This window comes from Lacinutrix chionoecetis, assembly GCF_053604665.1.
Window position 1 is genome coordinate 14,625 of sequence record NZ_JBSHNQ010000064.1, and the last position, 26,243, is coordinate 40,867.

Here is a 26,243-nt window from a genome sequence, read left to right on the forward strand (position 1 = left end):
TTTAAACGAATAAGCAGTTATGAAACTCATTAAATTATCTTTATACAACAAAAGAGCCCTATTTGGAGGGATTTTAGCAGCTATAATTATAGGATTAGGAGCTTATGGATTAGGAAATATAAGTGGTTACGAGGCAAAATCTCTAATTACCACTTCCTTACCAGGAATAAATGCTTTATGTAACACCATTGTATTAGCATCTGCAACCATTCTTGCATTATTACTCACTTTATTAAGTATTAGTTCCAGTACTAAATCAAAATTAACCGAAGAGCATTACAAACACGTCCTGCTCATTGCAAAAATAGATACCATCGTATTTGTGTCTGCAATGATTGTATTTCAACTCATGAATATCCCAGTTACAGAAGCCGAAAACGTACCAAGCTCATGGTATTCTGTTATTTACTATATAAGTTTAGGATTGTCTGCAGTATTAAGTGGAGGTCTAATTTCTGTAGTATTAATGCTTTACAATACCGTAGTTAGTATTATTAAAATTGTAGGATTAGAGATAAAAGACCACCCTTTATTACATCAAGACGAAGAAGACGAAGAAGAGGAAAAAGAAAATAAAAAGTAGATTTAAAATGAAAGAAATAGAGATTAGTAATCATAAAATAACTTCAAAAATTGACCTGTCTAAATTATCCTCAACTTTAGATTTAGAAGCAACCGAAGATGAAATAAAGAGCGAGTTAAAAAAGGTAAGAAAGAAGTTAGGCAAATTACAAGACAAGTTGTACGCACATGGAAAACACTCTGTTTTAGTATGTTTACAAGGCATGGATACTTCTGGGAAAGACAGCTTAATTCGCGAAGTTTTTAAAGACTTTAATGCCAGAGGTGTAGAGGTGATGAGCTTTAAAGTACCAACAGAATTAGAGCTAAAGCACGATTATTTATGGAGACATTATTTGGCTTTACCAGCACGAGGAAAATTTGGTGTACATAATCGTACGCACTACGAAAATGTATTGGTAACACGTGTGCATCCTTATTATATTTTAAACGAGAAACTTCCAAATGTAAATAGTTTAGAAGATATAAACGATGCTTTCTGGGACAAACGTTTTGAGCAAATAAAAAATTTCGAAAAACATCTGGCAGATAACGGTACATTAATCTTTAAGTTTTTTCTAAACCTTTCTAAAGAAGAACAAAAAAACAGACTACTACGTAGACTGGATTTAAAACATAAAAACTGGAAATTTTCAGCAGGCGATTTAAAAGAACGTAAACTTTGGGACGATTATATGGCATGTTATCAAGATGCCATTAATAGAACCTCTAAAACGCATGCACCTTGGTTTAATATTCCGGCAGATAGTAAACCAGCAGCAAGACTGGCTGTTGCAAAAATTCTTTACAATACACTTAAGGAATACAAAGACATAAAAGAACCAGAATTAGACGACAAAACCAAAGCAAATATAGATTTATATCGTCAGGAATTAAAAAACGAGTAGTCGCTAACTCATGCACACAACACAAATCACATGAAAAATAATTTTTTAATAATAGTATTATTATTTTCAATATCAATATACGCCCAAAACGATAAAGAAACTGTAAAAACCATTTACAAGCAGTCCTTAACAAATGGTAAAGCATACCAGTGGTTGGACCATTTGTCTAACCAAATTGGAGGACGCTTGTCAGGATCGGTAAATGCAGAAAAAGCCGTGCAATACACCAAAAACGAATTAGAAAAATTAGGCTTAGATAAAGTTTGGTTACAAGAGGTCATGGTACCAAAGTGGGAGCGAGGCGAAAAAGAAGTGGGCTATTTTGAAGCCTCAGGAACTAAAACAGACGTTAATATTTGTGCTTTAGGAGGCTCAGTTGCAACGTCAGATTCAGGTCTAAAAGCCAAAGTAGTTGAGGTTAAAAGTTTTGATGAGTTAGAAGTGCTCGGTACACAAGTGAAAGGTAAAATTGTATTTTTTAATGGCGCTATGAATCCTGAACTTATTAATACGTTTGAAGCCTATGGAGGTTGCTCTAAACAACGTTACGCTGGCGCTTACGAAGCAGGAAAGTTAGGTGCTGTGGGTGTAATTGTACGCTCATTAAATTTGCGCGAAGACAATTTTCCGCATACGGGAAGTATGGGCTATTTAGATTTGCCTAACGAGCAACGCATTCCATCTGCAGCCATAAGCACTAACGATGCCAATGCACTTTCCAAAGCCTTAAAAAAAGATGCAAATTTAGATTTTTACTTTAAACAAAGTTGTAAACAGTTTGATGATGTGCTTTCATACAATGTTATAGGAGAAATAACAGGTAGTGAATTTCCAAACGAATATATGGTCGTTGGTGGGCATTTAGATTCTTGGGATTTAGGCGATGGCTCGCATGATGATGGAGCAGGAGTTGTACAATCTATGGATGTGGTACGTTTACTAAAAGAGAGTGGTATTACCCCAAAACGGAGCATTAGAGTGGTGTTGTTTATGAATGAGGAAAACGGCTTACGAGGCGGTAAAAAATATGCAGAAGAAGCAAAACGTAAAAATGAAAATCATGTATTTGCCTTAGAAAGTGATTCTGGAGGTTTTACACCAAGAGGATTTAGTTTCGATTGTAGCGATGCTAACCTAGATAAAGTATTGGGTTGGGAGCCCTTATTTAAACCTTATTTAATTCATTATTTTGAAAAAGGATATAGTGGTGCAGATATAGGACCATTAAAAAATGATAATATTGTTTTAGCAGGATTACGACCAGATTCTCAACGTTATTTCGACCACCATCATGCAGCAAACGACACCTTCGATGCTGTTAATAAAAGAGAATTAGAACTCGGTGCAGCAACCATGACGAGCTTAATTTATTTATTCGATAAATATGGAACAACAACAATAAGTGATGTGGAAGAGATTAAGGATTAGTAAATTTAGAATATGAAGAACCTTTTAATAGTATTATTAGCTTTATACACAGTAAAAAGTTTAGCGCAAGATGCTCAACTTTATGATAATTATTGGTATATCCACGATGTTGTTATATCTGGTAATAGTAATATTCCACCTTCTTCTCCTACCGAAAGCATAACAACTTCTACAGAATTTTTTGGTGTTAATTTTTTATCTCACATCTGCGATTCTATAGGCGGAACTTTAAGTTTTGATGATGCATTATCTAATTTTTCATTTTTAGAATTATATCAAACTTTATCAGGAGGTTGTAGTGAAACAATAAATCATAATTTTGAAGCCATTTATTTTGCATTTTATTTTAATAACATGAATAATCCTTTTACTTATGCTATTACTCAAAATACCAATAGTAAAACATTAATAGTTACTTCTGTTAACGGTGATTACGTTGAATATGGAAGTGCTACTTTAGGTGTTGATAAAAATAAAATGTTAGACATTGAAATTTCACCAAATCCTGTGATAGATGTATTAACAATTACTAATAAATCCAGAAATGATGAGTTAAAAGTAAATGTTTTTAATATAGAGGGTCAGTTAGAACTAGCATTAAAAATACAAACTACTGAAAATCCAGAATTAAACATCGAGAAATTAAAAACAGGAGTATACTTTTTTGTTTTTGAGACTAACGATGGTAGGAAAGAAACTAAAAAGATTGTGAAAAAATAAGTTATTTATTATGAAAAATTCAATCCTAATGTCTACACTGTTAATCTCAATGCTGCTTTCAGCTCAAAACCAAGACAAAACAACAAATGCTCCATATTACGAACTTCCAGAAGCTTCAAAAACATATACAGCAGGAACGGTAGCAGCCAGACAAGTCGATGCCTTAGGGTTTAGATTTTACTGGGCGAGCGAAGGCTTAACCGAAAAAGATTTAGCATATAAACCTCACGACTCGGTTAGGACTTCTTTAGAAACTGTTGAGCATATTCACGATTTGTCTTTAATTGTCCTTAATTCTACTTTAAAAAAGGCAAATACAAAAGAAAAGCGAAGTATGGATTTTTCAGAATTAAGAAAACAGACCCTTGTAAACCTAAAACAAGCTGCTGCTATTTTAAGAGAAAGTGGAGACATCTCTCAGTACAAAATAATTTTTGGAACCAGCGAAATTCCGTATTGGAACAATATTAACGGACCAATAAGCGATGCGATTTGGCATTGCGGACAATTAGCAACTTTTAGACGTATTACAGGAAACCCAATTAATCCAAAAGTAAATCACTTTTCTGGAACAATAAAAAAATAATGCCAAAACCTATTCTTCATCAAATTCATCCAATTCTACCAGTTAAAAATGTGGTAGAAGCTTTAACTTTTTATGTGAAAAAGTTAGGTTTTAAAATTGCTTTTGCAGACGATTCTAAAAATCCTACCTATGCGGGAATAATACGCGATGGAATAGAAATACACCTGCAATGGCATGATGCCAAAGAATGGGAAACAGGTTTTAATACACCAATGCTAAGAATAGTAACAGAGCATTTAGAAAATTTATATGAAGAATATAAGTTTAGAAACGTGTTTCATCCCAAAACTAAAATTAGGGAAACCGAATGGCAAACCCGAGAATTCGCTTTTTATGATTTAGATAATAACGGCTTAACATTTTATCAAAATTTATAGTTGCTTGGCATCAATTTTTGCAGTGTCTTTGCCATATTCTTTTCTATAGATCTTAACAAAAACCATAAAAAGGCTCACTAGTAAAGGTCCAAAAATTAATCCTATAAATCCAAATAGAGGAACACCAATTATAACACCAATTAAGGTAACGAGTGGGTGTACTTCATCTAATTTTTGTAATACAAAAAGCCTAATAATGTTATCTGTAGAACCAACAACAACAACACCATAAATTAATATTCCCCAAGCCTGAAAATCGTTTCCAGTGGCAAGGCTTATTAAAAAAACAGGTACAATACCTATTAAAGTTCCTATAAACGGAATCATAGAACCAATGGTTACTATAACAAACCAAAACAAAGCGTCATCTATACCGAAAATTAAGAAACCAATAAGAGAAATAATACCTTGTGCTATTGCCACTAAAGGAATGCCAATAGCATTGGCTTTTACCATAGAGCGTATTTCTTTACCAATTTCGCTAAGGTTATCATCTGCTAATGGTACATACTTAATTAAGGCCTTTTTTAAGAGTTTCCTATTTGTTAGCATATAGTATAAAACAAAAACCATTATACCTACAGAAATAAACATGGTAAACGTACCTCCAGCCACATTTTGCAGGTTATTGGTTACCCACGTTGTTATGCTGGTCGTGTCTATTTTCGAATTTAAATCGAAACCAACATAGCCTTCAGCTACTTCCAATTGCTCTTTGGCAGCGTTTAAAAATTGTTCACTATTTTTAGTAAAATCACCTATTTTATTACTTAACATTAATACTATTCCAGCTATGGGAAGTATAATAACCACCAGCGAAAAAATTACTAATAAGATAGCTGAAAAACTGGTGTTCCACTTTTTTTTATCGACCATGATTTTCATCCACTTATGTAATAAAACATACAGTGTTATGGCGCCAAGAAAACCACCAAAATAGGGGAACATTTCAGAAAAAATGAGGTACCCAAAAAGTAGAATTAAACTAATTATAAAAAGTTGACGAATTACTTTAGTTGGTATTCTATTCATTACACAATTTTAGTTAAATAAATATAGTAATATAGTTACACAACTGTGGTTGTTATAACATAAAAAAAGATAAAAACTAATTTAAATAAAAATACAGTAAGAAATATTAATTAAAAGGCAGTTTATAAATCGTCTGCGGCTTCAATGTCTTCCAAAGATAATTTAGCATTCTCTATTGCCTGTATCTCTTTTACTAATTCTGCTGCATTCCAATAGCCAAATTCTTCAACAATTTTATCATTGTCAAACTGATAAGTAATATGAACTGGTATTACAATACCTTTGTTGTTTTCTTTTAAATTGCCTTTCCACAATCCCCAAAAATTAACCCAAACCTTTCCGTTATTATCTTCTATCATTTCGTATTCTCTGCTTTCATCTTCAAAAGCACGTGTAGAAATATAATTATCATTTCGGGTTAGGAAGGTTTTTAAATCTTTTGGACCTAAAATGGCTGTTCTGGTATTATAATACACTTTAGCTGTATCTGCATAATTCATGACCAAACTATCCCATTGGTGTAAATCGTAATGCGCGATGGTTTTTTTTACAATTTCAATTTCTTTAGAATCTTGAGTGTAACGTTGTGCATTGTCTTGGCAATTAAATAAAAACCAGCATAAACTAACTAATAATATCAATTTTTTCATAATTATGGGTTTAGTTATTAAATATGTTACCAATTAAGGCTTATTGTTAAATGCAAGAGTAGATTAGGAAAGATAAATCTTTTAAAGATAGTGGTTACTATCAAAATAGCTCCTTTTAAAGATAATTAAAAAATATGAGACTCACGAATTTGTCTTTTAAATTTATTTAAAAATGTTTAGCGTTTTATAAGGATAAAAGGGTACATATAAAAAAAAGCACTAATTTATAAGTGCTTTTAAGTCCGTATTTAAACTTTTACCTTTTTTGGTTTTAAGTCTATCTCAATTTGATTTTTTAATATGTCGTCGAACGTTTCTCGCTTTCTAATTAAGTGAGCTTCACCGTTATGCCATAGTACTTCGGCAGGGCGATATCGCGAATTATAATTACTTGCCATAGAATAACAATAAGCTCCTGCATTTTTAAATGCTAAAATATCGCCCTCGTTAATTTCGGCGATACGTCTGTTATTTGCAAAAGTATCGGTTTCGCAAATATAACCAACAACACTATAAAAGCGCTCACGACCGTTAGGGTTAGAGATGTTTTCAATTTCATGTTGCGAGCCATATAACATAGGGCGAATTAAGTGGTTAAAACCAGAGTCTATTTGCGCAAAAACGGTTGAGGTGGTTTGTTTTACAACATTAACCTTTGCCAAAAATTGTCCAGCTTCACTAACTAAAAACTTACCAGGCTCGAATGCTAAGGTTAATTGCTTTCCGTATTCTTTACAAAACGCATTAAACCTTGCAGTTAGTTTATTGCCAAATTCTTCAATATTGGTTTCTATATCTCCAGGTTTGTAAGGCACTTTAAAACCAGAACCAAAATCTATAAAATCAAGATTTTTAAAGTTCTTGGCTGTCTCAAAAAGAATTTCGCTGGCATAAAGAAAAACATCAATATCTAAAATATCGCTTCCAGTATGCATGTGTATGCCATTAATATTCATTTTGGTATTTTCAACAATTCTAATAATATGTGGAATTTGATGTATTGAAATACCAAATTTACTATCTATATGTCCAACAGAAATGTTAGTATTACCACCAGCCATAACATGTGGATTGATTCGGATGCAAACTGGAATTGTTGGGTGTTTTGTGCCAAACTGTTCTAAAATAGAAAGGTTGTCTATATTAATTTGGCAACCTAATTTGGCAGCCGTTTCAATTTCCTCTAAAGATACGCCATTAGGTGTGTAAATGATGTCTTGGGCTTTATAACCAGCAGTCAAGCCTAACTTCACCTCTTGTATAGAAACAGTATCTAATCCAGCACCAAGTGAATGCATTAGTTTTAAAATAGAAAGGTTAGATAATGCTTTAACTGCATAATTTATCTTTACCTTTTTAACCTCATTAAAGGCATTTGTTAGCCGTTTATATTGGTTGGTAATTGTTTCGGCGTTGTATACATAAACAGGACTTCCATAATCCTTTGCGATTTGTAATAAAGTGCTTTGCTCCATTTGTAATATCTATCAATTAAGAGTGCGAAATTATAAGTAATAATCTTTTAAAACTCAAAAATGAAAAATTTTATCTAATTTTACACATAATGTTAAATAATTAACAATTTGAAAACTATAGCTTCCTGTGTAGAAGAGATTATTGTGTCTAGCCCTTTTTTAGAAGAGGCGCTTGTGCGTGACATAATTAACTATTCTGCCTTGGCCAAAGACTTAAATAGCTCCATTTCTAAAATTCTGCGTAAGCCAGTAAAAGATGGAGCCATAATGATGGCCTTAAGGAGATACAACCAGCCTACTAACGTCGAGAATTCAACGAAACTAAAAAAGGTTTTTAAAAGTCTTGGCGATATTACCGTACGTTCTAATTTAAGCGACTTTACTTTTCAAAATTCTAAAACTTTAATACATAGCCATTCAAAAGTATTAGAAAAAATAAACACAAATCACAATATCTTTTATGGTTTCACACGTGGCGTTTTAGAAAGTAATATTATCATTTCGAGCATAGAGAAAGGAAGTGTTTTAAATATTTTCAAAGACGAAACACTAATTGGTTTACAAGATAATTTATCGGCAATAAGTTTAAATTTACCTAGAGGAAATTCTAAAATAGCAGGCTTATATTATCAAATTTTTAAACGATTAGCATGGGAAAATGTTACTTTATACGAAGTTATTTCCACGACAAATGAGTTTACAATTCTTGTAGAAGATCATTTAGTAGACAAAGCGTTTTCTGTTATTAAAAGCTTAAAAGATTAATAATTTACTATAGACAAACACAATTACATACCGTTTTCTATATGCAGTTGCTTTTAAATCTGCTTCAACTAAAATCATTATTAAAAAATATTGGTAAAACGCTTAAGGTTATTTACTTTTGTGGCACTAAAATTTTATTCTAAAACAGATGAATTTACACGAATATCAAGGAAAAGAACTATTAAGCACATTTGGTGTGCGTATTCAACGTGGTCATGTAGCAAGAAATGCTGCTGAAGCTGTAACGGCTGCAAAGCAATTAACTGCAGACACAGGAACAGGATGGCACGTTATAAAAGCTCAAGTTCACGCTGGTGGACGTGGAAAAGGTGGAGGCGTAAAATTAGCTAAAAGCTTACAGGAAGTAGAAGAAATTGCAGGACAGATTATTGGTATGGATTTGGTAACACCTCAAACTTCGGCAGAAGGGAAGCGTGTACACCAGGTATTAGTAGCAGAGGATGTTTACTATCCTGGAGATTCTGAACCAGAAGAATATTATATGTCTGTACTTTTAAACAGAGGTACTGGCAGAAACATGATTATGTATTCTACAGAAGGAGGTATGGATATTGAAACTGTTGCAGAAGAAACGCCACATTTAATTTTTACAGAAGAAGTAGATCCAGCAACAGGTTTATTGCCTTTTCAAGCAAGACGTGTAGCTTTTAACTTAGGTTTAAGTGGTACTGCGTTTAAAGAAATGACAAAATTTGTAAGTGCTTTATATACTGCTTATGTAAAATCTGATGCCTCTTTATTCGAAATTAATCCGGTTTTAAAAACCAGCGATAGCAAAATTATGGCAGTAGATGCTAAAGTAACTATCGACGATAATGCCTTATACAGACACAAAGATTTAGCAGAATTACGCGATTTACGTGAAGAAAGCCCAATTGAAGTTGAAGCTGGTGCCTTAGGTTTAAACTATGTAGACCTTGACGGAAACGTTGGGTGTATGGTTAATGGTGCAGGTTTAGCAATGGCAACTATGGATTTAATTAAACAAGCAGGTGGAGAGCCAGCTAACTTTTTAGATGTAGGTGGTACAGCAGATGCAAAACGTGTGGAAGCTGCTTTTAGAATTATTTTAAAAGATCCTGCTGTTAAAGCCATTTTAATAAATATCTTTGGTGGTATTGTACGTTGTGATCGTGTTGCACAAGGTGTGGTAGATGCTTATAAAAATATGGGAGACGCTATTAATGTTCCTATTATTGTACGTTTACAAGGAACCAATGCAGATATTGCAAAAGAACTAATAGACAATTCTGGACTTGATGTTATGAGTGCCACAGAATTTCAAGAAGCTGCAGATAAAGTACAAGCTGTTTTAGCGTAAGCGCTACTATAGTCTAATTATAAATGCTTAACCTACATTATTCATTGTGAATACTGTAGGTTTTTTTATTGTCATTTTTAACCAAAAGCTATTAATTAAAAAATTATCCATTATGAAAACAAAATTACTTTTATTACTTGTATTATCAAGCATTTTAAGCTTTTCACAAGCACCTGTAAACAACTATTTCAGCACGCAAAACTCAATGTTTGCTATAGTTACTGGTACAGTAAACCAAAATCCTTCTGGAGCAAATGCAGCTTGGGATTTTGGCACATTAACCCAAACAGGTACAAATACAGATACGTTTACTACACCAACAGCGTCACAGTTAACAAGTTATCCAGGTACTACCCAAGTGCTAACAATAACCGATAACGTAATGAATACTAATGAGTTATTCTATAAGGTGGTAGGTTCAACGCTGTCGTTAACAGGAGCAAGTAATGCCGAGTTTACTATAGATTACAATTCCGATAATGCTTTAATTGGTACCTACCCAATAACCTTTGGAACACCAGCAACAGTAGATGATATTGCGGGAACTCTAAATGCACAAGGCCAAACACCATCGTACACAGGAACTATTACCACAGAGGTTGATGGCTACGGTTCACTAACTTTTACTGTTACTGGGCAAGGTGCATATAGTGGTAGTGTAACACGAATTAAAACCGAGCAAATGATTTCTTTTGCAATAGGTGGTTTTTTTCCTGGCACTGCTACTATTACTAATTACAACTATTATAAAGATGGAGATGGCGCCTTAGTTTTTAGAACAACAGATGGTGTAATAAGTGTTCCTGGACTTGGTATAAATGAAACATTCTCATCAATAGAAGCTTTAATCACTAACACCTTATCTGTTGAAGGCTTTTATAGCGCAGAAAACCTAATAAAGTTATATCCCAATCCAGTTGGAGAAATCTTAAATCTCCAAGTAAAACAGGGTGTAGCTATAATCACCATAAAAATTACAGATCTTAATGGCAGAGTTGTTTTATCTTCCAAAGAAAGTAGCCTGTTAAATGTAAGCCAATTACAGAGTGGGTTTTACACTATAAAGCTTACTACCAATCAAGGAGTACAAACCTCAAAGTTTATCAAAAAATAATAAAAAATAGGAAACGACAAAAAGAGCAACTTAATTGTTGCTCTTTTTTTTCACTGTAGGTTTGCTTAAGTTTTTTTTATTATCAGCCTTTTTAGGCTTTGAAGGATTTGTTTTGGGTTTTTCCTCTTTTTTAGGCATTGGCCCACGTAAATGAATAATTAAGCCATTTAGAAAATTTCGCAATATCTGGTCGCCACATTCTACATAATTGGGATGGTCTTCACGTCTAAAAAATGCGCTTAATTCGCTTTTAGAAACCCTAAAATCTACAAGCATTAGAATTTTAATAATATCGTCATCACGAAGTTTATGTGCGACTCTTAGTTTTTTAAAAATATCATTATTGGTCATTTGGTAATCGTTTAAAAATTAGATGTTTATATACGATTTAGCACTAAAAAAACGTTATCTGATTGATAAACAGCACTTAAAATCGATGTAAAACTACTCATTTTTCGACAAGCTACGTGCTTTCTACGATTATAAATTGGTAATTATCCTTAATTTTATAGTGTACATTTTAATTCCCTCATTGATATGCCTAATAGAGTAGAAAAATTAAGCTTGTTATCTGAAATGATAGCCTTTGCCAAAGCTGATAAAACTTTAAAGAAGATAGAATATAATTTTCTTTTAGGTGTAGCTAAACAACTTGAAATTTCCAGAGAAGATTTCGATTACCTTATAGAACATCCTATTAACTATATACATTTAAAATCGCACAGCGAGCGTATTGTGCAATTTCATCGTCTGGTATTGCTAATGCATATTGATAGAGAACGAACAAAAGAGGAAATTGCAAAACTTTATAACTATGGACTTAGAATGGGATTAAACCATGAGTCTATTACCAAAGTATTATACTTAATGGAAGGATTTCCAGACATGATGGTACCTGCCGAAGTATTAATAGATATTTTTAAAGTACAGTATAATTAGAAATCTGCTTAAAAAAATTATATTAGTCGTTTAAATAGGTGTCAAGTTGTTGGGTGATAAGGTATTGCCAACCTGCAACGCCACTTTCTCGTTTAAATTCAGGAATAGTATCTGGGAAATCTTTAAGTACAATAGCTTTTAAATATAATATTGAATTGCCTTTGTCTTGTTTAATAGTAAAACAAGTAGAAGATTTACCCTCATAGCCTTCAAATGTCCACGAATACGTAATTTGCTCTTGCGGAATAACTTGCGTAACCTGCCACACATGTGGAAATACCCTATCATCAGATTTTACGCTAAAGGCTGTTTTAAAACCAACTTCTGGTTTAAACTCCGGAATATTGTCAAAATACCATACGCGCATTTGTACAGGATTTGTAATTGCTTCCCAAAGTCTTTCTTTTCCAACTTTAAAGTTGTGTTCAATTTCAATTGGTGCATCAGTTGTTTTCATAGTTTATGCTTTTAATGCTTCTAATTTTCCTTGATAATTTTTAATTTCATCACGTAATTGTGCTGCAATTATAAAATCTAAAGCTTTAGCAGCTTGTTCCATCATTTTACGTTTTTCACGAATTTTCTTTTCCAACTCACCTTTAGTAAGGTACTCACTTTCTGGTTCAGCAGCACGAGCAGCCTCTAATTCATAACTGTAAGTGCTTACAGAGTTTTTAGCTAATACACTGTCTAAACTTTTATTAAGAGCCGTTGGTGTAATGTTGTTTTCGGTATTATAAGCAATTTGCTTCTCGCGCCTGTACTCGGTTTCATCTATAGTTTTTTGCATACTATTGGTAATCTTATCGGCATACATAATGGCTTTACCATTTAAATGTCTTGCAGCACGACCTACCGTTTGTGTTAACGAACGGTTAGAACGTAAGAATCCTTCTTTGTCCGCATCTAAAATAGCGACTAAAGAAACTTCTGGTAAATCTAATCCTTCACGAAGTAAATTGACACCTACTAACACATCAAAAATTCCTTTACGTAAATCTTGCATGATTTCCACACGCTCTAAAGTATCTACATCACTGTGGATATAGCGTACACGAATATTAATACGACTCAGATATTTTGTTAACTCCTCAGCCATACGTTTTGTTAATGTGGTAACCAAAGTCCGTTCATCTTTTTCCACACGTTGTTGTATTTCTTCAATTAAATCATCAATTTGATTTAAACTTGGTCGCACTTCAATAATAGGGTCTAATAATCCTGTAGGTCTAATTACCTGTTCCACATACACACCATCTGTTTTTTGTAGTTCGTAATCTGCTGGTGTGGCACTCACATATAATACTTGATTCTGTAATGCTTCAAATTCTTCAAACTTTAAAGGTCTGTTATCCATTGCTGCAGGCAATCTAAATCCAAATTCTACCAAATTCTCTTTTCGGCTTCTGTCACCTCCATACATGGCGTGTACTTGCGAAATGGTAACATGACTTTCGTCGACAACCATCAAATAATCATCTGGAAAATAATCTAATAAACAGAAGGGTCTTGTGCCTGGTAATCTGCCATCAAGATAACGCGAGTAGTTTTCAATACCAGAGCAATAACCAAGTTCTCTTATCATTTCCAAGTCGAATTCAGTACGCTCTTTTAAGCGTTTTGCCTCTAAATGTTTACCAATCTCTTTAAAGTAATCGTGTTGTTTTACAAGATCGTCTTGAATTTCTTTAATGGCACCTTGCAAAACATCTGGGGAGGTTACAAACATGTTTGCTGGATAAATATTTAATCTATCGTATTCCTCAATAACTTCGTTGGTTTGAATATTAAATTGCTCTATCATTTCTATTTCATCACCAAAAAAGTGAATTCTAAAAGCATCATCTGCATAACTCGGGAACACATCAACAGTATCACCTTTTATGCGAAAATTTCCGTGTTTAAAATCGGCTTCGGTACGAGAATAGAGACTTTGAACGAGCTGGTGCAGTAATTTGGTGCGCGAAATTTGCTGGTCTCGTTTTACCGTAATCACATTTTTTTGAAACTCGACAGGATTTCCAATACCGTACAAACAGGATACTGAAGCCACCACCAATACATCACGTCTTCCAGAAAGTAGCGAAGAGGTTGTGCTTAAACGCATTTTCTCGATTTCTTCGTTTATCGATAAATCTTTTTCTATATAAACTCCAGAGGTTGGTATGTAAGCTTCTGGCTGGTAATAATCGTAGTAAGACACAAAATATTCCACAGCGTTCTCAGGAAAAAACTGCTTAAATTCACTGTATAATTGAGCCGCTAATGTTTTGTTATGTGCTAATACCAACGTTGGTTTTTGTACCTCTTCAATAACATTGGCCACCGTAAAGGTCTTTCCAGAACCAGTAACACCAAGCAAAGTTTGGTATTTTTCGTTGGTATTTAAACCTTCAACTAATTGTTTTATAGCTGTAGGCTGATCTCCTGTTGGTTTAAATTCCGATACTATTTTAAATTGCATATTGTTTCTATTCCTGCTTTATCAGGAATCTGTTTCAATTTGTTGTTTCGCCTCTCATTGCAGACGCGGAAAAGGTAAAGGCTAATTTAAGAAATAAAAAAATAGTTTTGTTTTAATGAAGCGTTAAGGTTTTTGAGTTATTTTTAGAATTTAAAATCAATCTCTAAATGGCATATACAGGAGGACCACTTAATGAGTTGAATGGAAAAATGGGAATTTCAGCACCATACAAAAGCGTGGCGGTTATGAAATTGATAAAGGCCCATAACCCATTAAGTAAAGATGCCTTGGTACAACTAATAGCCTATCATTTTAATAATGATTGTAAATGTGGGATAAAAAGTCAAGGCACTGTAGAAATGTTTGGGCACAATCTCTACAATTCGCAACTCACATATTGGAAGGAATATAGATACACCTTAAAAGAATGCATACAATGGGAATACGATTTGTTTGTTATACAATCCTTAAAAGGTGGTATTATTGAAAAAAAGGCGATTACTGTATTAAATAATAAATTACCAGCTTATCAATTTGAAGAAGCTGAAGGCTTTTTAGATGAAGAATTAAGAATAGATATTGTAATAAAACAGAATACAAAGGAAATTGCAGGAATACAAGTAAAACCACTTACTTATAAATTTATGCGAAAAGAAGTGCAGCTATTTAATACTATGGCGAATAAAAAGTGGGGAAAACCAGTATTTTACCTTTTCTACGATAAAACAGAGGCGTTTACCAATTTGGAGGCAATAACAGTTGAAATAAAAAAACTATAAATTAAATAAAAGCATTTGGTTTTTTTGAAGCTTTAGTTTTGGGTTGTTTTATTTCGGTAGGTTTAAACTCATTATATGTAGCTATAAAATCATCTTCTTTTTTTATAACTTCATTGACATAATTAAACTGTATGTTTTTTTCCTGACCAGTCATTACTGGAATTTTAAGGTTTTCATTATAATGTTTGATCGCTTTCTTTTTAGGGTCTTTTTGTCTGTTATCTATAAACTCAATATGATTATTAATTCTATTATCAATATTAGCATTTAAAAAAGCTAAAGGTGTTGCCTGAATATTTTCATCTATAATGTCTATAAATTTCTTGTCAATTTCATAGCCAATACTATTACGTTGCGATGCAATAGCGGCTAACGTCGTTGTTCCTGTACCTAAAAAAGGATCTAAAACGACATCATTTTTTAAAGAATACATGTTAATTAAACGGTAAGGTAACTCGAAAGGATAGGCAGCACTTCTAAGTCTTGTCTTAGAGTTGTTAATTTTTTGTTTGGTGCCTTTTAAATCCCATAAATCTGAAAACCATACGTTTCGTTCTTCCCAAAAAAACGAACTTTCTTGTCTTCTTAATTTCTCTTCGGCGGTTTTAAACGCTCTCTTTCCACCTTTTCTAAATATTAAAACCCACTCGTGTTCTAAAGTAACGTAAGCTCCAGAAGGTAACATTCCCGAACCCATAAATTTATTAGGTGCATTGGTTTGTTTGCGCCATATAATATTTGGAAGATTAGAAATGTTTAGCTTTTGAAACGCACTAATTATCCTTGAATGATTTGGGTATAAAGCGAAATTCTTGTTTATTGTTCGTGTTGCATCGCCAATATTTATACAGGCAAAGCCGCCATTTTTTAAAACTCTTGCCGTTTCTGCCCATATTTTATCGAGCTCTAAATGCATGAGCTCGAATGCTAAATGTCCATTGTTATTTTTTAAAGCAGTGGCAATTTTTGGGTTTTGTAATCCCATGATGTCATCCCACATTTCAATCATTGGGTAGGGTGGAGACGTTACTACTAAATCTATAGAATGGTCTTCAAGTTGCAGCATGTTTTGTGCTGCGCCAATATATTTTTTATGAAATGTCTGGTCGTTATTCATATTACAAATGTATTGAAACCATTAAGTATAGTACGCATCGAAGCCCGAGAAATTTAGCTGATTTTTTTACTCAATTCTTTTAGATTGTGTAGAGAACGACAGACCTTGTTGGCCCAATGTAGAACTCATTATGCCTTCGAATAGAGGTTCTGGGCAGTTTTTTGGAGTTTTCCACTCGAAAATAAAATTGGAACCTGTGCCACCTTCGGTATCTATTTCAGCAATAATTATTTCTGTTGTTTCCATGGGAGCCAAGAAAATTGGCGTATTAAAATAGGTGCGAATAGGAGTGCCATGTGTATTATAATATTCTGCTTTAAGTAAGTAGATAGTATCACGATCACTCGTATTATGCAAGCTTACCATTGCGGTTAAATTCTGCATTCTATGTGCTGAGGTACTGTAAATTTGTGAGTAAATAGACAGGTAGGATTTTCCGTATTCAAGGGAATCTTTTGTGCTAATATTTGCTTTCCTTTTAGACCAATTTTCAGGTTGGGTGTAATCCACTTTCTTTTTTTCTTCACAGGCAAAAGTTAAAAGAACAAGAAGTATTATTAGCGTCGTGTATTTTATCATTTTTTATGAATTTTTAATATCTCTAAAATACGAAAACGAACTTACCTCACCAAAGCAAAATGACCACGATATTGCTTTCCGTTGGGATGATTAATTATATACCAGTAATCGTCACTTGGTAAGTTGTAACCTTTTAAGGTGCCATCCCAGCCTTTTAAAGAAGTGGTTTGACTTAATAACTTTCCATAGCGGTTAAAAATAAGAAGTTCTAAATTGGCATTAAAATCTTTAGAGGTTCCCATAGGTTTCCACACCTCATTAAAAGTGTCACCATTTGGCGTAAAATATTGCGGGAATCCTAAAATGGAAAATTCAATAGAAGCACTTCCACAGCCATTTTTATCTCTTACGTAAATGGTGTGAAAACCAGGTTCGAGATTAGAAAAGCTGTTTTCATTTTGATAAAACCCAACTTCATTATCTATGGCAAATTCATAATCGCCTTCGCCAGAAACGGTTATTGTAGCAGTGTTGTTAGCTGTTAACTCGGTAAAGTCTAAATTTTCTATGCTTGGCTCGTTAGATGGTATTAAGGATAATTCTCGCAAGTTAAAACAGCCGTTAGGGTCTGTTACAATTACTGTATAAGTGCCAATCTCATTAGCATTAAAAAAAGGAGTGGTAATACCTGTATCTGTACCATTAAATAACCATTGGTAATAAAAATTATTAGGAATAGCGTTGGTTACACCTCCAACCAAAGTAATGGTTTCTGGAAAACTGTTTAAGCAATATAAAAACGATTCGTCTGGTAAGAGTTGAGGAGAAAATAAAACATTTAATGTAATATCACTAATAGCATAACATTGGTTTGAAGCCGTATCTACCTTAACATAAATGGTTTGCGAATCTTGAATAGTATTAGTAAAATTATCACTAATGCTATTGGTTTCAGAATAGGCATCATTTAAAGTTTCATAAAAGGTTATAGACGCATTCATTGGAACCTGTGGTTCTATTTGAGTGCGAATGTCATTCAGGTTAAATGTTGTAAACCCATCCACGATGGCGTCGTCACACGCATCAAAATCATTTAATATTAAAGTGTTTGTAGAAACATTTAAGGCAATTTCTGAAATAGCTGTACACAAGGTTAATTCATTTCTAAGCACCACATAAACGGTTTGCATTGGTGTGGTATTTACAAAGTTTTCTGGTGTTGCTATTTCGTTAATTTGTTGTGCTGCATCTTGCTGCGATAGATAGAAATCTACAACTTCTAAATTGGTGTTTTGCGCTGTTATTGCCTGGTTAGAGGAATATAAATCGAAAACCGATAAACCATCTTGGTCAATATCGCAATTTGTTATAGTGGAATTTGCTGTTACTGGTAGTGGAGCGTATTCTATAACTACTTCTCCGTAGGAAATACAGCCATTACTATAAGTAACTTCCACATTATACGTTCCTGGAGTCGTAACCTCATATATTGAAGTAGTCTCTGCAGTTTGTTCAATACCATCTTGAAACCAAGTATATGTTGGTGATCCTGCCTGAGTAGCTACTAATTCTATGGTTTCGTTGTCGCAAACGGGATTATTAGTTGCTAAAAGTCTGTCTGGACCCAAATCTGTAGCTAAGTTAAAGCTGCCTGCCTCAAGAAAAACAGCCGAGTCGTAGCGGTAATTCTGTTCATCTGCAATTACCAATTTTACCTGATATGTTTGATTCGGAATAGTATTGGCAGTGGCAGTTAAAACCGTCGTTTGTCCATTAAAATTTATTGGCGCATTGGTATTGTTAAACGTATCGAAATAGGTTTCGTTTTCGGCTTGACAGGCTCCAGGAATTTCTGGATGCACTGTGGTAACTTTTACAGGTGTTTGCGTGCCTGGCACCAATGCTATGTTTTGATATTGTTGAGCGGTAGAGGGTTTTATTAAAAACCCAAATAAATCTGAATATTGACAAGTACTCGAATCACCATCCTGATATTCTTCGGAAGCAAAAATATAACGAAAGCTTATTTGGTTGGCTATTGTGGTAAACTCAAATTCTATTATTGTAGCATTGGTTGTGTTATTTTCTTGTAAAGCTATTTCTAAATCTGGGTCGCCATTCCAATTTGGTGCATCATCGTCGCTTAAAGAATTATTTGGACCAGGTACGTTAGAAAGTCTTCCGGTACTTAATACAATACCATTTTGAAATGGGAATGTAGTTCCAGTGGCATCAAAATAGCCATAACTTTGGTCTGTTCCTCCAAAATCTCCACCACCAGCATTAGTAACCTGTACGCTTGTTATACAATCACTATCAATTAAAATATCTTCTATGAGCTGTTGTGGCGTATAGGTCTGGCTATCTACTGAAATATTCTGCGCATTAGCAGTTATTACAGTAAGTAACATCAACAATATTGAAATTTTCTTTATCATACAAATAGCATGCAAAGATAAAGAACAATCAATAATTATAATTATAAAATGTGTTAAAGGAAAATTCTAAATTAAATTGTAATTACAGTTTGAGCGCAAAATGTCCCTTAACCTGAAATTTCTCTGTACCATGCACAACATCTGCAACAAACCAATAATCATTTGCAGGCATTAAAAGCCCATTGTATCTGCCGTCCCAACCGTAATCATTATGTTTTAAAACTTTTAAAAGTTTACCATAGCGATCGAAAATAGTTACTACCGTTCCTTCCAGTTGGCTAACTCCTGTAATATGCCAGGTGTCAAAATAACCATCGTTATTTGGTGTTACAAATTGTGGTGCATCGATAACAAAAATTTGTTTTGGAGGTGTTGGCTCACAACCGTTAAGGTCTATAACAGTGATATAGTGTACTCCAATTGGTACATTGTAAAAGGTATTAGAGTCTTGTGGTTCATTATCATTTAATTGATATACATAATCGCCAACGCCATCCGTTTCTACAATTATAGTGTGCGGATCCTGAAAGGCTGGAGAGACTTCGAAATCAACTAACGCTTGTTGCGATTCTATAACCTCAAAAGTTTCTGTTACAGAACAGCTTAATGGCGAATTTGTGGTTACAGTTACAGAATAATTGCCAATTTGTGGTATAGTAATTTCTGATGTCGTTTCTCCTGTAGACCATAAATAGGTATCTGTAGCAACTCCTGTTTCTGCTGAAACTATTGGTAAAGGAGCATTTATACAAATAGGAGGTACGTCGATGTTTAATTCTGGAATTCTGTAAATAGTAGTTTCAAAAGAACCAGTAGTATAACATTGTGTGGTATTATTTTCTAAATGAACATAAAATGTTTGGCCGTTTTCGGCATTATATTCTAAATTAGAAATGGCATTGGTGTTATTTAATGCATCGTTTTGTGTTTCAAAATAGTTTACAGTAAAATTATTTGGATTTTGATTCCCTAATATAACTGAAGTATGCAGAGATAAATCGACCATTAAAAAACCATCAAAATCATCGTCACATGCTTCCAGATTTTGAGCGTTAATAGTTGGGGAGGTATTGACATTTAAAGTAAAAGAACTTGTGCTGTAGCAACCTGTAGTATCAAATGTGGCTCTAACAAAAATAGTATCGCTGTTAGACGTATAATTATAGTTTGTATCTAATGGATTTTGAGAAGTTTCAGCATCTGTTAAAGTGGAGTGGAAAGTAAGCACCACATCCTGTTGAGAGCCAATCAAGGCTTCGGTAGTTTCGGTTAAATTAAAAAAATTATCTTCAGTATCACAAATATTGTACTCTTGAATAGGCTCTATTGCTGGAGGTAAATTCACAATTAAATTAAAAGGTACAGAAGCACCACAATTAGACACGGTATTATAAACTTCTATATACACAGTTTGTGGGTTTAACACATTGGTGTAAGCAGCAGGATTAGAGATTTGATTTGTACCAGCTAATAAATCTGTTTCGTTGGCATAATAATTTACAACCGTGTTGTCTTGCCTAATGGCAACAACATCTACTTCAACTTGTGTCAAATCGAATACAACACTACCATCTAAATCGGTGTCGCATTGTGTTAAATTTGGTGCATTTCCAATAATTGGAACTTGAATGACATTATATTCAAAAGTCGCAATACCTTTACAGTAGGTGCCATTATCGATACTTGCAAATATTTGTTGCGGATTTACAGTATTTGTAAACGCATCGCCTTGAATGGCATTTACTTCGTTTTGTGCATCTTCTAAAGTTAAATAGTAAGTAACACTTAAAGTATCTGTACTATTTGCAATTATTTCCTGAGTGGTGTCGTCTAAACTAAAGGTTTCAAAACCATCGTTAGAGTTATCATCACAAACGCTAACATCTTGTGGAGCAGTGTAAATGGGTTCTGATCCAACTTCTAATGAAAAAGAGGAAGTGCCAAAACAACTTACGTCAGTTATGTTTTCTACACGCACATATATAGTTTGTATTGGTGACGTATTATTATAAATTACGTTTTTATCGATGCTGTTCGTATTGCTTAAAGCATCGTTTTGAGTTTCAAAATAAAAAACTTCCTTACCGGTTTGTCCGTTTAAAATTTCTACATCTTTTTCAACCAAAAGAAAATCTGCAATTTGGTTTCCATCTGTTTCACATTGTCTGTAATCTGTAATTGCTGGAAAATCTGGTAGGGTATTTACTATAATATTTACTGGAACCAAAGCGTAGCAGCCATTCGAATTATTTTCAACCTTAGCATACACAGTTGATGTTGTCGCATTATAATTCGAACTGTTCGAAATTTCATTAACCGAATTATCTGCATCTGCCTGCGTTGGGTAATATGAAATGACTGTAGTAGTATCTGTGTTTATCTGGGCATTTCTTGAAGTTAAATCTATTACAGAAAAGCCATCTTGATCGTCATCACAAATCACAAAATCTGAAGCCGGATTAACAGTTGGAGCGGGAAGTATTTCAATCTCTAATGGCTTAACGTCATGGCATCCTGTATCGCCATCAACAACTCTTACATAAAGTGTAAATGGATTGGTTGTATTATCGTAAAAAGGAGGTAATACATTTGTATCTGTATCTGCCTCTGTTTCTGTTTCAAAATAAGATACCATTGGGTTTGTAATGCCAACATTAACTACACTATTAAAAGTAGCGAGGTCTACGGAAGTTAGCATATCGTCATCTGTATCGCAATACGTTACTGGAGTATCATTTAAAATTGTAACAGAATCGTTTACGTTTAGTTGAATTTCTGCAGGGTTAGAACAGTCTGGATTTTCTATTAGAATATACAGTTGCTGGAAGTTATTATCTACTTCGTAATCAACTGTTGTATCAATTGGGTTGGTATTATTGTTAAAATCCTCTTCTGTTTCGTAGAAAGTTATTATAATATCTGGCAAACCATTAGCGATTACGTCTGTTATGGCATTTAAATCAAAAGTCGCCATACCATCATCTGGAGCCTCATCACAAGCTCCAAAATTTCTAATATTTGTACCAGTTTCTAAAAGATTTGCATGTAATTCTATTGGTACTGTTTCGTAACATGAATTGTTATTGTTTTCAATACGAATAAAAACAATTTGAAGATCTGGTGTTGTATTTTGAAACTGTGTAGGGTCTGCAATTGGATTAACATCATTATTCGCATCATCCTGCGAAGTATGGTAAGTAACAGTTACATTGGTGGCTCCTTGTAAGACGTCTGCAATTACAGAAGTCAGGTCGAAAACTTCTATACCATCATCATCCTGCTCGCAGGCATTTATTTGTTGAGGTGTATTATCGACATTTGGACTTTGCAAAGATTCTACAGTTACGTTTGTAAATGCCACACAACCTGTAGTTACATCGACCACTCTAATAAATAGTTGTTCGGTAGTGTTTGTTGGTGTGTAAGGCGAAGCGATTGGGTTTGCACCACTATCTGCATCTGTTTGAGAAAAGTGATACGTAACACTGTAATTCGCATTATTGTTCGTTATTTCATTATCGCTGTCTGAAAGTACAGCGTTTCCATCTCCATTACTGCATATTTCTATATTTGAAGGTGCAGTTATGGTTGGAAAAGGATTGACTACTAAATTTACTGTAGCAATATAAACACAACCCGAGTTTGTGTCTAAAGCACGAATAAATATAGGCTGCGGATTTTGAGTATTATCGATTGCTGTTACGGCATTATTGGCATTTATAGCATCTTGGTTTGAAATATGATAAGTTATTGAATAATTTGAAGCAGGTAAATTGGCTTCAGTTTCTGCATTTAATGAGGTTAAATTAAAATTTTCAATCCCATCATTACTGATATCGTCGCAAATTTCAAAATCATTAAGTTGAGGTGCTGTTTGAATAGAATTTAAAACAATATCTATTTCATCTTCAAAAGTACAGGTTGTTCCATTTAAAGGTACAGTAATTATAACTTTATGGGTTCCAGAAGCTGTAGCTATTAACGAACTATTTGTTTCTCCATTAATAATGGTATCGTTTAAAAACCACTCGTAAGTTGCTTGCGGATTATTTGTGTCTGCATTTAATGTGGCCGAAGCATCACAGGTAGAAAAATCGGTGCCCAAATCCACACTATCTGTAAAACTATTGGCTTCTATAAAAACAGCAGAATCAAAATTTCTATCGGTTTGATCAGCAATAATCAATTTAATATTATATTCAACATTTGGCGTGATGGAAGCAGAGGCAGACATTACTGTTGTTCTGCCATTAAAATTTGTGTCTCCAATATTGTAGCCTTCAAAAAAGTTTTCGTTTTCTGCGGGACAAAAACCAACGATTTCTTCGTGTATAGTACTTGTATTTACAGGTGTCGCTGTTCCAGGCATCACAGCAATATTTTGAAATGGTTGTGCAGTGCCTGCTTCTCTAATTAAGAAGGCAAAACCATCAGAATAATTACATGGATAATCTGCAAAATATTCTTCAGATGCTAAGATGTAGTTGAAATTTATATTGCTGGTTGCAGAAATAAAATTGAATTCAATTGCAGTGGCATTTAGTGTATTATTAATCCCTAAGGCTGCTTCTAAATCTGTATCTGTTAGCCAGTTTGTATCACCTTCGTTAAGCGCATTTGTGTTTTGAGCATTTCCGGCAGACATGACATTTCCAGACGATAATATAATCCCATTTTCAAACGGAAAGTTAGAATTTCCTCTCTCGAAAAAGCCATAACTTGAAAAACCGTTAACACTACCGTTTATTGAGCTGGAAATATTTGAAACTTCAACACAACCTTCAACTAAAGTATTAATAAGCTGCTCTGGAGTTTGAGAGTCGTCTACGGTAATTTGTTGAGCATAGGTAAGGGAAAACGTAGCAAAAACAGCAATTAAGCTTAAAAATTTAAAGTTCATATTGTAGGAATAATAGCACTCGAAAATCGCTCTCGATTAACTTTATTTGGGTTTAAAGGTGTAAATTTAACGATAAATAGTTAAAACGCAAATTTATTCGATGAAATACATGTTTAATTTTCAACGATTTAAGTACACCCATCCAGTATAATTACGGTAATTCTCGTCATTTAGACGCAGAACATAAAAATAAGTGCCTGTAGGTACCAGTTTTCCTTTGTTAATACCTTGATTAGAAAAGCCATACCATTTTAAATCATCATTGCCTTTAAAGATAAGGTTACCATATCTGCTATATATTAACAGTTCATGGTTTTCGAAAATAGTATAAAGTCCCTGAATATTGAAGAAATCGTTAAAGCCATCATTATTTGGCGAAAAACCCTGTGGGATAAATGGTGGACAATTCTCTGTATGAAGCAAAAACGTAAAGATATCGTAGCACGTATTATTGTCAGCCCTAACAAAAATGGTTTGAGGTGTATTTTGAGACTGGTAATTGTTAGGATTAATAATAGGGTTGGCATTTTGTTCTAAATCTTCTAACGTTTCATAATAAATAAAAGTTGAATAATTTGAAATGTCAAAGTCTAAAAAAGCATCGTTTAAGTTAAAAATAGCGGTATTAAAACCAATATCGCATAATTGTAAATCTGGCAGGATAATTATTTCTGGTTCAGGCAATAAAGTAATAACAGTTTCAGCTATATTATTGGTTTCTAATATTTCAATTATGGTACTATTTCCAGAGCCATCATCATCAACTATTATTGTTAGAAGAAAAGTATCTGGAATGCTCGTGGGAATGTTTAGAGATAGTGTTCCATTTTCAAAACCATTTATAGGAATAATATTTTGAGTTTGAGTCTGGCCTATTAGCTGTCCTTCGGCATAAATAGCAATAGGTGTATTGGCTGGTAAAGGATCTGTGGCATTAGTGTTATATATTGTGTAGTCTATGGTAATTGCTCTGGTGGCACAGCTAATAATTGTATTATCAATAGTTATTGTTGCATCTGGTAGCTGACTATTTAAAACCGTAATTATATTATTAATTAGAATTAAATCTGCGCTAAACGTTCCTGTATTTGGGTTAATTGCTCCTGTGGTTAATTTTATTTCAACTTGCGTGTCTCCAATATCTATATTGTTTTCTATGCTGTAAACATCTAAGTCTCCATTATAAAATGTATTAGAATTAGTAAAAGTATTGGTGCCATTAAAAGCATTGTCGGCAAGGTTTAAAGGAGGGTTAGAAATAACATTTCCGTTAATAGAAAGGCTTTCTCCAAAATTTAATTCATCATCACCTTCCCAGGCTAAAAATCCAATTTTAGCATCATCGTTATCTAAAACGTTAACATTTTCAAGTAAAATTATTTTTTCGGTTACATTTCTATTAATAATTTCAAGACCTTGAAATAAATTCACCTGATTTAACTGGAGTGCATCATTTTCAAATATTACATATAAACTCCATCCAGCAAAATTTGTACGTCGCGCACAATGACCAGGATTGTCGGCGAGTGTATTAGATATATCTAAATCTGAAAGTATATAGTTAGTATTACCTTCATTTAAAATTTGATTCGTAACATCAGCATAGCAAGCGAAATAATTTAAATCACCATAAAACGGATCTGTAAATATTGTATTATAGGTGTCTTCGGCAGTAATTTGCGTGCCATTAAATGATACCTCGGTATCTCCTAATCCAGACCCAGCCCAATACAAATATGCTGCTACTATTGTAGAACTATTATCCACGTTTAATGTGGCTTGAGATGAAGGTAGAATTTCACAAAACGTTTCTACGATATTGTTTTCGGCTTGATTGAGTGTGTTACCAATAGCCAGATAATCATAACGCCCATTAAATTGTTGAAAAATTGAAATGTCTTGACCTTGAACTTCCAAATGAAGAAATAGTGATAAAAACAATAAAAAAAAATTAACAAGTCGCATTTTCTATTTTCAGTTACATAAACATACAAATATTTTAGCATTCACGACCACAAAAAAATGCCTGAACTCTCGTTCAGGCATTTTATTATTTACAAACAGTTGTTTTTTATTTTAGCGTTTAAGCGTAAAATGCGCACGAACCGATTTCTTTTGGTCTGTGCCTG

General features: G+C 33.6%; 22 protein-coding genes. 11 read left to right on the plus strand and 11 right to left on the minus strand.

Annotated features, from left to right (window positions below; translation table 11 throughout):
• Nucleotides 1–19: 19 nt before the first annotated feature.
• The 6 genes from ACVC43_RS02360 to ACVC43_RS02385 are packed head-to-tail and all read left to right on the plus strand — an operon-like array spanning nt 20 to nt 4,580.
• Entirely contained in the window at nt 20–583 is a 564-nt protein-coding gene (locus tag ACVC43_RS02360; RefSeq protein ID WP_452222963.1) for a hypothetical protein, read from the plus strand.
• Nucleotides 584–590: 7 nt separating this feature from the next.
• Nucleotides 591–1,469, plus strand: a complete 879-nt coding sequence (locus ACVC43_RS02365) for a PPK2 family polyphosphate kinase (protein WP_452222964.1) — start codon at nt 591–593, stop codon at nt 1,467–1,469.
• Between the two features lie 30 nt (nt 1,470–1,499).
• Nucleotides 1,500–2,897 carry a M20/M25/M40 family metallo-hydrolase gene (locus tag ACVC43_RS02370; protein ID WP_452222965.1) on the plus strand — a complete coding sequence of 466 codons (1,398 nt, stop codon included), beginning with the start codon at nt 1,500–1,502 and terminating at the stop codon, nt 2,895–2,897.
• A gap of 12 nt (nt 2,898–2,909) precedes the next feature.
• On the plus strand, nt 2,910–3,617 hold the full coding sequence (locus ACVC43_RS02375) for a T9SS type A sorting domain-containing protein (RefSeq protein WP_452222966.1): 708 nt from the start codon (nt 2,910–2,912) through the stop codon (nt 3,615–3,617).
• A 28-nt stretch (nt 3,618–3,645) separates the two neighbouring features.
• The gene (locus ACVC43_RS02380) at nt 3,646–4,203 is read left to right on the plus strand and encodes a hypothetical protein (protein ID WP_452222967.1); all 558 of its coding nucleotides are present in this window, start codon (nt 3,646–3,648) and stop codon (nt 4,201–4,203) included.
• Complete coding sequence (locus tag ACVC43_RS02385) at nt 4,203–4,580, plus strand: VOC family protein (RefSeq protein ID WP_452222968.1); 378 nt, start codon at nt 4,203–4,205, stop codon at nt 4,578–4,580. The genes ACVC43_RS02380 and ACVC43_RS02385 overlap by 1 nt, the downstream gene beginning before the upstream one ends.
• Here ACVC43_RS02385 and ACVC43_RS02390 read toward each other — a convergent pair.
• The 3 genes from ACVC43_RS02390 to lysA all read right to left on the minus strand — a co-directional run bounded on the left by ACVC43_RS02390 (nt 4,575) and on the right by lysA (nt 7,737).
• Nucleotides 4,575–5,612, minus strand: coding sequence for an AI-2E family transporter (locus ACVC43_RS02390; RefSeq protein WP_452222969.1), 1,038 nt, complete (start codon nt 5,610–5,612; stop codon nt 4,575–4,577). The genes ACVC43_RS02385 and ACVC43_RS02390 overlap by 6 nt on opposite strands.
• Before the next feature lie 122 nt (nt 5,613–5,734).
• The gene (locus tag ACVC43_RS02395) at nt 5,735–6,262 is read right to left on the minus strand and encodes a nuclear transport factor 2 family protein (protein WP_452222970.1); all 528 of its coding nucleotides are present in this window, start codon (nt 6,260–6,262) and stop codon (nt 5,735–5,737) included.
• Between the two features lie 248 nt (nt 6,263–6,510).
• Nucleotides 6,511–7,737: a diaminopimelate decarboxylase gene (gene lysA, locus ACVC43_RS02400; protein WP_452222971.1), complete on the minus strand. Its 1,227-nt coding sequence runs from the start codon at nt 7,735–7,737 to the stop codon at nt 6,511–6,513.
• A gap of 108 nt (nt 7,738–7,845) precedes the next feature.
• Between lysA and ACVC43_RS02405 the strand changes: the two genes are divergently transcribed.
• The 3 genes from ACVC43_RS02405 to ACVC43_RS02415 all read left to right on the plus strand — a co-directional run bounded on the left by ACVC43_RS02405 (nt 7,846) and on the right by ACVC43_RS02415 (nt 10,958).
• Complete coding sequence (locus ACVC43_RS02405; protein WP_452222972.1) at nt 7,846–8,502, plus strand: hypothetical protein; 657 nt, start codon at nt 7,846–7,848, stop codon at nt 8,500–8,502.
• A gap of 148 nt (nt 8,503–8,650) precedes the next feature.
• Complete coding sequence (sucC, locus tag ACVC43_RS02410; protein WP_452222973.1) at nt 8,651–9,844, plus strand: ADP-forming succinate--CoA ligase subunit beta; 1,194 nt, start codon at nt 8,651–8,653, stop codon at nt 9,842–9,844.
• A 112-nt stretch (nt 9,845–9,956) separates the two neighbouring features.
• A complete protein-coding gene (locus ACVC43_RS02415; protein WP_452222974.1) occupies nt 9,957–10,958 on the plus strand; it encodes a T9SS type A sorting domain-containing protein in 1,002 nt (333 codons plus the stop codon).
• 30 nt (nt 10,959–10,988) lie between these two features.
• On the opposite strand, the gene ACVC43_RS02420 is transcribed toward ACVC43_RS02415, so the two are convergent.
• Nucleotides 10,989–11,309: a DUF1456 family protein gene (locus tag ACVC43_RS02420; RefSeq protein WP_452222975.1), complete on the minus strand. Its 321-nt coding sequence runs from the start codon at nt 11,307–11,309 to the stop codon at nt 10,989–10,991.
• A 186-nt stretch (nt 11,310–11,495) separates the two neighbouring features.
• Here ACVC43_RS02420 and ACVC43_RS02425 point away from each other — a divergent pair, with 186 nt between their 5' ends.
• On the plus strand, nt 11,496–11,897 hold the full coding sequence (locus ACVC43_RS02425; RefSeq protein WP_452222976.1) for a TerB family tellurite resistance protein: 402 nt from the start codon (nt 11,496–11,498) through the stop codon (nt 11,895–11,897).
• A gap of 22 nt (nt 11,898–11,919) precedes the next feature.
• Here the strand turns inward: ACVC43_RS02425 and ACVC43_RS02430 are convergent, their stop codons facing one another.
• A complete protein-coding gene (locus ACVC43_RS02430) occupies nt 11,920–12,354 on the minus strand; it encodes an SRPBCC family protein (protein WP_452222977.1) in 435 nt (144 codons plus the stop codon).
• A gap of 3 nt (nt 12,355–12,357) precedes the next feature.
• Nucleotides 12,358–14,361 carry an excinuclease ABC subunit UvrB gene (gene uvrB, locus ACVC43_RS02435; protein WP_452222978.1) on the minus strand — a complete coding sequence of 668 codons (2,004 nt, stop codon included), beginning with the start codon at nt 14,359–14,361 and terminating at the stop codon, nt 12,358–12,360.
• 167 nt (nt 14,362–14,528) lie between these two features.
• Between uvrB and ACVC43_RS02440 the strand changes: the two genes are divergently transcribed.
• Nucleotides 14,529–15,140: an MjaI family restriction endonuclease gene (locus ACVC43_RS02440; RefSeq protein ID WP_452222979.1), complete on the plus strand. Its 612-nt coding sequence runs from the start codon at nt 14,529–14,531 to the stop codon at nt 15,138–15,140.
• A gap of 1 nt (nt 15,141) precedes the next feature.
• Here the strand turns inward: ACVC43_RS02440 and ACVC43_RS02445 are convergent, their stop codons facing one another.
• The 5 genes from ACVC43_RS02445 to ACVC43_RS02465 all read right to left on the minus strand — a co-directional run bounded on the left by ACVC43_RS02445 (nt 15,142) and on the right by ACVC43_RS02465 (nt 26,055).
• Nucleotides 15,142–16,257 (minus strand): DNA-methyltransferase, encoded by a 1,116-nt coding sequence (locus ACVC43_RS02445; protein WP_452222980.1) that lies wholly within the window; start codon nt 16,255–16,257, stop codon nt 15,142–15,144.
• A 66-nt stretch (nt 16,258–16,323) separates the two neighbouring features.
• Entirely contained in the window at nt 16,324–16,836 is a 513-nt protein-coding gene (locus ACVC43_RS02450) for a DUF3124 domain-containing protein (RefSeq protein WP_452222981.1), read from the minus strand.
• 41 nt (nt 16,837–16,877) lie between these two features.
• A complete protein-coding gene (locus ACVC43_RS02455; RefSeq protein ID WP_452222982.1) occupies nt 16,878–19,214 on the minus strand; it encodes a choice-of-anchor L domain-containing protein in 2,337 nt (778 codons plus the stop codon).
• Nucleotides 19,215–19,296: 82 nt separating this feature from the next.
• Nucleotides 19,297–24,114, minus strand: a complete 4,818-nt coding sequence (locus ACVC43_RS02460; protein WP_452222983.1) for a choice-of-anchor L domain-containing protein — start codon at nt 24,112–24,114, stop codon at nt 19,297–19,299.
• Between the two features lie 120 nt (nt 24,115–24,234).
• The gene (locus tag ACVC43_RS02465; protein ID WP_452222984.1) at nt 24,235–26,055 is read right to left on the minus strand and encodes a T9SS type B sorting domain-containing protein; all 1,821 of its coding nucleotides are present in this window, start codon (nt 26,053–26,055) and stop codon (nt 24,235–24,237) included.
• Nucleotides 26,056–26,243 lie beyond the last annotated feature (188 nt).